16 protein-coding genes are annotated in these 9,437 nt (G+C 64.7%); 2 read left to right on the forward strand and 14 right to left on the reverse strand.

Features of this window, described 5'->3' with window-relative positions:
- Positions 1 to 56 precede the first annotated feature (56 nt).
- Both BKK79_RS40830 and BKK79_RS39670 read right to left on the reverse strand, forming a co-directional pair.
- On the reverse strand, positions 57 to 224 hold the full coding sequence (locus BKK79_RS40830; protein WP_157128606.1) for a hypothetical protein: 168 nt from the start codon (positions 222 to 224) through the stop codon (positions 57 to 59).
- Positions 225 to 393: 169 nt separating this feature from the next.
- Positions 394 to 561, reverse strand: a complete 168-nt coding sequence (locus BKK79_RS39670; protein ID WP_084085590.1) for an Arc family DNA-binding protein — start codon at positions 559 to 561, stop codon at positions 394 to 396.
- Positions 562 to 657: 96 nt separating this feature from the next.
- Here BKK79_RS39670 and BKK79_RS35730 point away from each other — a divergent pair, with 96 nt between their 5' ends.
- Positions 658 to 933 carry an Arc family DNA-binding protein gene (locus BKK79_RS35730; protein ID WP_084085592.1) on the forward strand — a complete coding sequence of 92 codons (276 nt, stop codon included), beginning with the start codon at positions 658 to 660 and terminating at the stop codon, positions 931 to 933.
- 211 nt (positions 934 to 1,144) lie between these two features.
- Positions 1,145 to 1,432 carry a phage minor head protein gene (locus BKK79_RS42420; protein WP_198173377.1) on the forward strand — a complete coding sequence of 96 codons (288 nt, stop codon included), beginning with the start codon at positions 1,145 to 1,147 and terminating at the stop codon, positions 1,430 to 1,432.
- On the opposite strand, the gene BKK79_RS35735 is transcribed toward BKK79_RS42420, so the two are convergent.
- From BKK79_RS35735 to BKK79_RS35780, 12 genes are all read right to left on the reverse strand, one after another.
- Entirely contained in the window at positions 1,429 to 1,740 is a 312-nt protein-coding gene (locus BKK79_RS35735; protein ID WP_071040215.1) for a phage baseplate plug family protein, read from the reverse strand. The genes BKK79_RS42420 and BKK79_RS35735 overlap by 4 nt on opposite strands.
- Positions 1,737 to 2,321 (reverse strand): phage baseplate protein, encoded by a 585-nt coding sequence (locus tag BKK79_RS35740; protein WP_071040216.1) that lies wholly within the window; start codon positions 2,319 to 2,321, stop codon positions 1,737 to 1,739. The genes BKK79_RS35735 and BKK79_RS35740 overlap by 4 nt, the downstream gene beginning before the upstream one ends.
- On the reverse strand, positions 2,318 to 4,072 hold the full coding sequence (locus BKK79_RS35745) for a hypothetical protein (RefSeq protein ID WP_071040217.1): 1,755 nt from the start codon (positions 4,070 to 4,072) through the stop codon (positions 2,318 to 2,320). Before BKK79_RS35745 ends, BKK79_RS35740 begins: the two co-directional genes overlap by 4 nt.
- On the reverse strand, positions 4,062 to 4,217 hold the full coding sequence (locus BKK79_RS42425; protein ID WP_442873312.1) for a DUF6889 family protein: 156 nt from the start codon (positions 4,215 to 4,217) through the stop codon (positions 4,062 to 4,064). Before BKK79_RS42425 ends, BKK79_RS35745 begins: the two co-directional genes overlap by 11 nt.
- The gene (locus tag BKK79_RS40835; protein ID WP_071040218.1) at positions 4,175 to 4,693 is read right to left on the reverse strand and encodes a phage tail assembly chaperone; all 519 of its coding nucleotides are present in this window, start codon (positions 4,691 to 4,693) and stop codon (positions 4,175 to 4,177) included. Before BKK79_RS40835 ends, BKK79_RS42425 begins: the two co-directional genes overlap by 43 nt.
- Positions 4,694 to 4,695: 2 nt before the next feature.
- Positions 4,696 to 5,136 (reverse strand): phage structural protein, encoded by a 441-nt coding sequence (locus tag BKK79_RS35755; RefSeq protein ID WP_071040219.1) that lies wholly within the window; start codon positions 5,134 to 5,136, stop codon positions 4,696 to 4,698.
- An 8-nt stretch (positions 5,137 to 5,144) separates the two neighbouring features.
- Positions 5,145 to 6,962: a DUF3383 domain-containing protein gene (locus tag BKK79_RS35760; protein WP_071040220.1), complete on the reverse strand. Its 1,818-nt coding sequence runs from the start codon at positions 6,960 to 6,962 to the stop codon at positions 5,145 to 5,147.
- A gap of 61 nt (positions 6,963 to 7,023) precedes the next feature.
- The gene (locus BKK79_RS35765; RefSeq protein ID WP_071040221.1) at positions 7,024 to 7,605 is read right to left on the reverse strand and encodes a phage neck terminator protein; all 582 of its coding nucleotides are present in this window, start codon (positions 7,603 to 7,605) and stop codon (positions 7,024 to 7,026) included.
- Between the two features lie 3 nt (positions 7,606 to 7,608).
- A complete protein-coding gene (locus tag BKK79_RS35770; RefSeq protein WP_071040222.1) occupies positions 7,609 to 7,980 on the reverse strand; it encodes a hypothetical protein in 372 nt (123 codons plus the stop codon).
- Between the two features lie 6 nt (positions 7,981 to 7,986).
- On the reverse strand, positions 7,987 to 8,145 hold the full coding sequence (locus BKK79_RS40840; protein ID WP_157128607.1) for a hypothetical protein: 159 nt from the start codon (positions 8,143 to 8,145) through the stop codon (positions 7,987 to 7,989).
- Positions 8,142 to 8,954 carry a hypothetical protein gene (locus BKK79_RS35775; RefSeq protein ID WP_157128608.1) on the reverse strand — a complete coding sequence of 271 codons (813 nt, stop codon included), beginning with the start codon at positions 8,952 to 8,954 and terminating at the stop codon, positions 8,142 to 8,144. The genes BKK79_RS40840 and BKK79_RS35775 overlap by 4 nt, the downstream gene beginning before the upstream one ends.
- Positions 8,951 to 9,310 (reverse strand): hypothetical protein, encoded by a 360-nt coding sequence (locus tag BKK79_RS35780; protein ID WP_071040224.1) that lies wholly within the window; start codon positions 9,308 to 9,310, stop codon positions 8,951 to 8,953. The genes BKK79_RS35775 and BKK79_RS35780 overlap by 4 nt, the downstream gene beginning before the upstream one ends.
- Positions 9,311 to 9,437 lie beyond the last annotated feature (127 nt).

Raw genomic sequence — 9,437 nt, forward strand, 5'->3', positions numbered from 1 at the left:
GTGGGGCCTGTTCTGCCAGACAGGGAAGTCCCGCGCAAAGTCGACAGGGATCGTTCTCATGCTGCCACCCCGCGCATCTTGCTGATGACCTGGTCAGTCCAGTAGTCAACGTTGCAGTTCAGGTTGTCGGAGATCCACTGGCCGCAGTTGGCCAGTTCAACGACCGTCTTCGTCATATCGGGGCGCGGTGCCAGCTCCGAGATCGCGGCGAAGATCGCCTTCATGAATCGGCTTTCCTCTGAGAGGACGTCGCTGGCGAACTGCACCCTCCCCTTGGCGTCGGGATTGCATTCCCGGTCTTGCGTGCTAAGATCCATTTCGATGTGTTCCTTTTCCGAGGGTCACTTCAAATCCGACGCCTCAGCAGCTGCAACTGCTGGGGCGTTTTCCATTTCAGGCTGCGTTCTTCGCCGCCTCTTCGCGCTGACGGCTCTCCTGCAGCCGCATGACCACTTCGCTGTTGAACGAGCGCCCATTGTCGATAGCCTTGTGCTTGAGCCAGTTCTTCAGATCAACCGGCAGTCGCACCGGCGACGACGCCAAGTCTCGCGATCCCTTCATCACCTTCTCCGCTATTTGAAGCACCGTGCTTCATTGATGCCAATGTAGTACCGTGCTTCATTGATGTCAAGCACCGTGATGCATTATTCTCTGCACATGGCTAGAAGTGACCCCCAAGTAAATCTCCGCATGCCGGCCGATCTCAAGGACCGCCTCGAACAGGCGTCGCGAGACGCGGGCCGCTCTCTCACGTCGGAGATCGTCAACCGCCTTGAGCGGTCGTTCGGGGCAACGCAGACGGCAGAGGCATCCCCCAACGTCAAGGACATTCGCACCGGCGAGCTCATTTCTGAGTTGATGGACCGCTACCCGCCAGGCCTGATTTCCATACGGATCGGCCGAGGCGCTACAGACGACGACGAAGAGGACTGACCCTCCGAACCGCATGGAACCAAGCAGCCTGATCTAAGCTTTCCTCACGATCGCCATGACGCTACTGAGCAATTGGATCGTCGTCCCTCTGGCTGCGGCCATACTGCTCGCGCTGCTCCACCGGGCGCGCAGTAGAAGACAACGCGAACGCACCGTCGAACCACCCCCTCCCGTCGCTCTCAAGAGGGTGCAGCGCCCCCGAACAAAGGGCATGAGCCCAGAAGAACGCGAAGTCGCACAGCAGCGCTTTGCCACTGAAGTTAGGAAAAATCACATCGCGGCCTTCGAAAGAGACAAGGCCAATGCCCTGGCCATCGGCTCAAAGCAGTACATCTGGCGTTCATGCGGGGATGGGGATGTTTGCCCCATCTGCAAAAAGAACGATGGCAAGAGATTCTCCTGGCATAAGGCGCCGCCTCACGGCCACCCTGGATATTGCGCATGCGCCAATGATGGGTATTGCAGATGCAACGCCGAACCAGTGTTGCCGAAGCACTAACTGGTGACCCAGAACACATGGCTGCCGACACCCAGATCATCGAACGTCGGCACATCGTCCGGACTCTCAGCTCCCTGCACCCACAGGCTGCCGGCGAACCCTAGATAGCGGTACTGCGCGAGCAAGTCCGCCCCCGTCGTCAGCGGCACCCCTGACAGTAGTCGGTTGCCGCTCGCGTCTGCGATGTCCAGCACCCAGCCAGCATCACCCACGGCGCGATATTGCAGCGTGAGGCGATAGTCCACGCCGCCCAGCGTGATGAGGAATGTCTGCGGCGTCGGGGAAAGCGGCACCTCATAGATGTTCATGGGCTACCCCACTGCGTCGACGGCACCGCGCCGCCCGGCACCGGGTTCCCAGGAATCGCCGCCTTTGTCCCCGCGTTCTGCATCTCGGCGGTCTTCTCCGGGCTGACCTGGTTCTCGCTCGGCGGAAGCGTCGTCTCCGCGGTATCGACGATGATTACTTCGCGCAGCGTAGCCTTGACGATCAGCACCGCGAACGTCTTGGCATCCGTGACCGTGGTCAGCCCCGTGAGCAGCATGTTGTTGTACACGCGCCTGGTGGTGACCACGTCGAAGGGCTTGCGCGACTGCTGCAGCGCCAACAGCTGGCTGTAGACGCCGGAGACGTAATCGGCATTCGCCGCCCCGCCGGCGAACTGGACTTGGGTGTTGGCGAGCAGCGCTCTCAGGTCCGAGTTCGACCAACCGCACTGCATGATCAGCTCGGCCGGCCGGCGGAAGGCGTGATCCGTAATCGGGGCGCCGCGCGCAACGGGGTGTTCCGTCACCTCCAGCTCGTCGATGGCCGTCTCTTCGATCGATACCGTGATCGTGATATTTCCGATCTGCTTGCTGGTGACGAGCACCATGTCAAGGAAACTCATGACGATGCACTCTCGAAGTTGCGGAACAGTTCCTCGTTCACGTCCCCCTGGCGCTGGGCGACCTCTGTAGCCACGCGCGCCGGATTAGACGCCCCGATCACCTTGATCTCAGTCTTCTGCTCAAACTTCACCGTCTGCGGTTTCCCGTCTCTCGCCAACAGCCCCACCTCGCGCGCCGCGATGTCCCTTCCAGACGAGAGTAGCGCACGCGTATTCGAAAGCGCTCGTTCCATCTGCTCGACGGTGATCGAGGACTTGTTGCTGCCGACCCCGTCGTAGTAACTGCGGCCGGTCGCGGGATTGGCGACACTCGCCCACTCTTTGGCGGCAGCTCCGATGGCCTCCATTAGGCTCGATCCCTTCCCTGTGAGGTAGTTTCCGATGGCGCTGCGTTTGCTCGTGACGAGGTACTCGAAGATGCGGTCCTGCAGCTCCTTCCCGAACTTCTCGGAACCGCCCAGCCCCATCTTCCTGGCCGCCTCCAGGAGCGTGTCCTTCACGACCTGATACCGCCCCGCCGCATTGAATCTGCCCTCACGCTGGGCTTTCATGACCTCGTCCAGGGTCATGTTCTCCAGGTCGGCGGTGCCGGCCCGGTACCCTCCGCGCTTGCCCAGGTTCACGCTGTTGTAGTCGCCTTCGCCCTTCGCGATAAGCCGACCGAACTCCGATGACGCCAGCTGCGAACCAGTGCTGATCGTGGGGCCCTTGTCGCGCCGCTTGGCGAGCTCTTCGGCTTCGCCCTCGTTGGTGCCGCGGCTATAGAGCATCAGGCCCGCACCCCCAAAGAGTCGGCCGAACCACGGCAGCACCCGGCTCAGGACGCCGGCGCTTGTGGCCGCCCCACCGGCGGCAGTGCCGCCCGCTGCGCTTGCCGCGGCACCGGCAGCATTTCCGGCCGCGCCGCCGGCCGCAGCCGCCGCAGCACCGGTGCCGGTGCCAGCAGAACCGCCAAGCGCGGCGCCGACTGCGCTTTGGACGGCCGACTTCGCGGCAAAGTAGGCAAGCACGCTGCCGACCACGCCGAGTCCCGTACCAGCCGCCCACTTCCCGGTGGGGCCGAGCGTACCCTCGATGTTCTCCGTGAAGTCGCGCCACTGCTTCATCAGGCCGTGGGCCTTGTCGGACTGGCTGTCGATACCGCTGCGCTGGAAGTTCTCGTGCGACTTCTCGAACTCCTTCCAGTACTCGGGGTTCCGCATGCCCAGCAGATGGGTTTCGTTGATGCCGAGTTCGCTGCCGTAGCTCTGCGCCAGCCACTGCGGGCGCTTCGCCAGCTCCTTGCCGAGGTCGTTGACGATGTCGACGGTGTCGCGCAGCTCACCGTTCGCCTTCCGGGTCTGTACCCCCAGGCCCTGGATGAAGGACTCGCCCCCGGGGTTGTTGCGCATGAAGCGCGCCACCCCTTCCACGCTGCTCAAGGCCTCGTTCGCAGAAACGCCCACGTCCTTGGCGGCATTGGCCATCGCGCGGAGATTGCTGGCCGAGGCGCCAACACGGCGGGAAGCGAAGTGCAGGTCTTCCAGCTTGCCGGCGAAATCCAGGGCGCCGCGACTGACCATCGCCCCGACGGCCAGGAAGCTCGCGCCGAACCGCAGGATGGTCTTGCCGGCCTCCTGATTCGCCTTGTCGAGCTTCTCAGTCTGCTTGGTCGCGTCCTCGACGCCGTCCTTGAACTTCTTCTGGCCGGCCTCGTCGATTCGAAATCCCAAGCCGACCAGGAACTCGCGGATTGTGCTGCTATCGGCCATGCTGCACTCTCTGTCGTCGTTCGGCTTCCGCCTGGTTATCAGCCCTCACCTGCAGCGAGTCGTTCATCAGCGCGACATCGGCGAGGCCGAGCGTGCCATCGATCAGTGACTCATACCGGCAGAGGCCAGCATGGACTGGAGCCAGGAGCCAGTCTTCCTCTCCGGGGAGGCTTCGGAGCCAGCTTGCGTCTCCTCCAGACCCTCCAGCTGGCTCATATCGAGGTCTGGCATAAAAGGCCCCAGGTTCACCACCAGCACCTTCGTGACGAGCTGCAGCAGCCCCGGCAATTCGATGTCGTCGAACATCACGCCGCCGCCCTGCACGAACACCGGTGCCCAGTTGTTCATCTGGTTGCGCTGCACGACCGCCAGGCACGCGTTCATCACGTACTCGACATCCGCGTCCTTCATGGCTGCGACCACATCGAGAACGGGCTGGATGTCGGCGACCACCTGCGGCAACGCCTCGTTCAAGGGCCCGTCGACCTTGGTGAGCTGCAAGTAGGCCGTGACGATCGGGGCCAGCACCGGCGCCAAGCGCCGGCTCACATGGAATTGCGTCATCGCCGCCATGCGCCCGATCGAGTAGCGGACGCCCTTCAGTTCGATCTCGTTTGCCATTTTCAATAGGTGCCAAGCACCGAGTCGATCTTGATGCAGTCGAACACCCATTCGATGATGTCGCCGTCCTTGGCGTACTTCATGTTGGGCTTCTTCTTGAAGGCGCATTCGCGCGCGACATGCAGGTCGCCCACCGCGGTGTTCGAGATCGTGATGATGTTCTTGCCCCAGAGCGCTGCGCTCAGCGACTGCGCGTCGTAAGCGACCATCAGCTTCTGGTTCATCGGGCTGGTCTTGAGCAGCCGCACCGTCATCTGGCCGGACTTGTCGGCATGCAGGCTGTGCATGCCCTCCCCATCCGCGGCGACCGTCATGGTGTTCTTGTCGCCGGCCGCCGCCACGTCGATGCCCTCCTCGGCGACGGCGGACCCGTAACCGAGCGAGATCGCGCCGGTCGGGCCGACGAGCGTCGCGGAGACGTCTTTGAAGCTATACGAGGCCATGGTTCACCTTAGCGTTGGACATTCACGGTCAGCGAGATCGAGTGGATCGCGCCGGCTTCCAGGGCTGCGACCTGGAACGGGACGGACTTGCGGGCCTGGCGGTCCGACGTCGACTGGGACGAGATCGGCGGCGTGTAGACGTAGTAGCCCTTCGACAGCGTGTCGCCCTGGTTCAGGGCGCCGAAACCGGCCTGGTTCCAGACCCCCGCCGCCAGATAGCCGTTGTTCACTGCGGCGGCGCACGACGACTCGATGGTCGTGGCCAGCACCTGGTTGCCAGCATCGGTCTGCGGGATCTTCGTCGGGCTGGTGTACAGCGCGTTGTACAGGTCGGTCTGCACCCGGTTGCGGAACCAGATCGCGTTGTAGATCGAGTCGATGAAGATCCCGCTCGGCGTGACGCCGTTCTGGATGATCGCGGTGCTGTTGTCGTAGTTGACGTAGTAGTTGTAGTTCTTGGCGTCCAGGGCGTTGGCCTGGGTCGTGTTCAGCGACTCGGCCACCACCCCCGGCTCGGTCTTGTACATCAGGGTGATGGTCGTCCGGTTGCCGTTGAAGTTCACGGTCAACAGACGGCCCAGCAGCGACGCGGCCGCGTACGGGCTGGTGCTCGACCACTGCGGGAAGCTGTACTTGTAGCCGAGCTGCTTGAGCAGGTAGCCGATGTCCGAGGTCTGCGTCGGGTCGACCGCCGCGGCTTCCTGCGAGGTCACCGCATACAGGTGGGCCTGGTCGGCCTCCACGAAGGCGGCCACCGCCAGATGCTGCGTGTTGGTGACCGTGGTGTCGGCGAACGTGATGCCCAGGAACTGGCGGCCGAAGTTGGTCACCATGGCGTTCACCGCGTCGACCGGCTGCTCGGCGGCCACGCCGTTGACCGGCGCCGACGCGACGCCGGTGGTCAGCCCCAGCAGCGCCGAGACGTCGGTGCCCACTGCCGGCGACGTGGCGTAGGTGATCGTCGAGGCGTTCACGCCGCCGGACAGCGTCGCGCCGGACAGGGTGATGTTCGTCGAGGACTTGGCCAGGGTGAAGCTGTTTCCGGCGGTGCCCAGCGCGCCGTAGGTGACCGTCACCACGCCCAGCGTCGTCGAGTACCGCGCCTTGCTGAGGTTGACGTCGGCGGACGCCTGCAGGAAGGCCTGCAGGTTGGCGGCGGTCTGCGCGGCGGTCGTGCCCAGCAGCACCTGGTTGGCGGTCGGGTTGGCGCTCACGAAGGTGACGACCGTGCCACCGATGGTAACCGTGTCGTTGGCGGCCGGATTGCCCGTCAGCGTGATGGTGCCGCCGGCGGCCGTGCCGGCGCCGGCCGACGCGCTGGTGACCTCGAAGCGGCTGTAGTTCGCGTTCCAGACGCAGCTGGCGGCCGCGCCGAGGGCGGTCGAAATCACGGACGCCACGCCGTTCAGGTTCGTCTGCGCGGTGAAATCCAGCCCGGTGACGGTCTTGAGGGTGCCGTCGACCGTGACGTTGAACCCGCCGTTCGAGATGACGGTCCAGTTCGCCATGGCCTGGGCGGCAGCGGCCAGCAAGCCGCCCTTGAGCTTGGCCGACGTGGCGGTCTTCGCCCAGCGGCCCACCAGCAGCGATTGCGGCTGAGGGGTCTGGTTGAAGTACAGCGCGGCCGCTTGGTATTCCGGCGCACTCAGACCGAAGTCGGTGCCGACGGCCGCGGCGGACGCATAGGCCCGGAACCGCTCGCCCGGGTCGATGACCGAAGACGCGCCCATCACGAGGCCCGTGTTCAGATTCGCGCCCTGGGCCGCCTGCGGCGACATGTTGATCGTGACGTTGATAAGCCGCGAGACCGGCAGAGTATTCGGCATGGACCGCTCCAAATGCAGAAAGCCCGCGCGCGGCGGGCTTGTCGAAGGGGTGAATCGGGAATTACGGGGTGACGCTGACTGGCGCCGTGGTGGTGGGCGTCTGCACCTCCACACCGGCGGACTTGACGTTCAGCACGGCGTAGGTGCGCGTGATCTTGCGGCGGAAGCTCAGCACGACGTCATAGCGCCGAACCCACTGCTCGCTGAGCAGATCCGGCGCGCCGCGGATCGAGCCCTCAGCGACCGACTGCATGTCGTTGGCCTTGAGCTGTTCGAGGTTCTGCGGGATGCCGAGGCCGTCCACCAGCTGCTGCGCGTACTGCTTGGCGTTGGGGCCGTAGAACGACGCCAGGACGTCGATCTCCTGATGGCGCACCGAGGTGTCGCTACCCTCGCCGGCCGGATCATGCGAGATCGCCGGGCCGGCGTCCGACGTCTGCACCGTGATGCCGAGCGCGCACCAGTTGACCGACGGCTCGGGCTGCTTCGGCACCGTCGGTTGCCAGCGCGGGCGAACCATGTTGCCGGGCAGTCCGGTGATGCCGACGACCATCTGCTGGAACACCGCGTCGAGTTCGGCATCCTCCAGCGGCGGCGACACCGCTGCCGGCGAGAGGTAGCCGCCAGTGGAACTGTCGTTCATGGGTCACCCTGCGAGCTTCTTCAGCGTGCACGTCGCGGCGATGAAGCCACGGCCGTACGAGCTGTAGCTGTTCACGTTGGTCACCGTCCATTGCCGGCCGGACCACGTCACCATATCGGCGTCGAACCCTTCCTGGCCCGGGATCAGCTGGAATTGCGTGTGGATGGTGATCGTGTCGGTGATCCGTGCGCCTTCCGCCACGCGCTGCAGGACGGCGCCGCCCATGCTGGTGACCACGCCGTAGAAGGGGCCGGTCATCGGCGTGTCGACTGCGATGCCGTCACTGCCCACCGTCTGCGCGTTGCGGGTCACGATCAGCGTGGTGTCGAGGAAGTCCGGGTCCAGCAGGACATCGGAGACGTCGAGTAGCGGCATGGTCGATTACCCCTGCGCCTGCGCCGGCACGGTGTCGCCCGGCTCGTAGACGGTGTAGTTCACGCCGTCGCAGACCGTGTAGATCCGGTTGTCTGGAAGCGGCGAGGCCGGCGCGATGACCGGTCCGGAATCGGTTTGAACGATCACGACTGGCACGGTAATCATTTGTTCAACACCTTAACGGTCATAGCGTCCAGCGTGATGCTGTCCGCTGCGTTGGCCAACTGCATGAGCATAGTCAGGGTGATCGCTTGCGTCGGGTCTACGGCGCGCGTCTGCAGGCCTGCGGTGATGGATGTCGCCGGCACGATGGATGTAGCGTGCACCATGGAAGTGCCGCGCCGGTAGAACTCCATGTAGGGGAACGACCCAAATGCTGTAGTCGCGAGCGTCGTGGTCAGGCACGAAATGCCGTTGAGCGCCAGCGTGAACTGCCGTGTACCCGCCGGGCTCGTGTTTGCACTCACGATCCCGTCGACCTCCAACTTGCCGCCATCAGCGATCGCATTGGCTGGTATCACCACCGTCGCCATGACCGTCTGCGACGTGGTTCCCGTCAAGGTGCTGGCCGCAGACGATGTGTACAGGACGCCCGGCGCCTTCAGTCCAACGCCGCCGCCGTTCGACAGGCCGCGAGTCGTGTACCAGTTCGTGCCGTCCGTGAAGAATCGACACCCGGTGTTCGGGTAGAGCGTGACCGACCCGTTGCTCACGCCGTCCAGGCTCACGCCCGAGGGCGCGGTCAGCGTCACCACGCTGCCCGAGACATTCTCCACGCTGGCGTTCCAGCCGTTCGCGAAGTTGCCGGACGACCCCGTGGGGGTAGGCAGGGCCTGCGAGATGGCGGAGGCCGGGTTGAGGATCAGGCAGTTGCCCAGGTCGCCGGCGGCCCAGGTGTAAGCGGCGGTCTGGATAGCGCCGCCCGCGAGGCCTACCGTTGGAACGGCGCTGGTTACCGCAGCTCGCATCGTCATTGCGCGTCCCCCACGCTGACATACACCGTCGAGCCAGGCCCCGGCGCGATCAGGCTGAGCTTCGACGTCCCGGCCGGCAGATAGAACGTCTCGACCGTATTGGGAATCATGAAGACGCCGTTTGCCATGGTCAGCCCCGGCGCAGTGCCGTACGCGAAGGCGATCGGCTGCGTGCCGTAGTTGACGATGCGCACCGTCGCGGCGCGCGTGAGCGTGGCCGGCAGGCTGATCTGCTGGACCGCGGCGGTCACGGCCAGCGCCGCGCCGGCGGTCGGCGGGTTCTGCGTGGCGCCGCTCGGGTAGAAGCTCAGGCCTGCGCTGACCTCCACGAGATCGCCATTGATCAAGCGTTGCATTTGAGTCCTCGGGAATCAGGGGTGCGGGGTGGCTGCGGCAGTCCAGAGACTGGCCGAGGGGCCGATCGAGGCTGACCGGCGGGGAAACGCCCAATGGAAAAGGGCCGCACGCGGCGGCCCTCAGGTT

It is taken from the genome of Cupriavidus sp. USMAA2-4, assembly GCF_001854305.1.
Classification (GTDB): domain Bacteria; phylum Pseudomonadota; class Gammaproteobacteria; order Burkholderiales; family Burkholderiaceae; genus Cupriavidus; species Cupriavidus malaysiensis.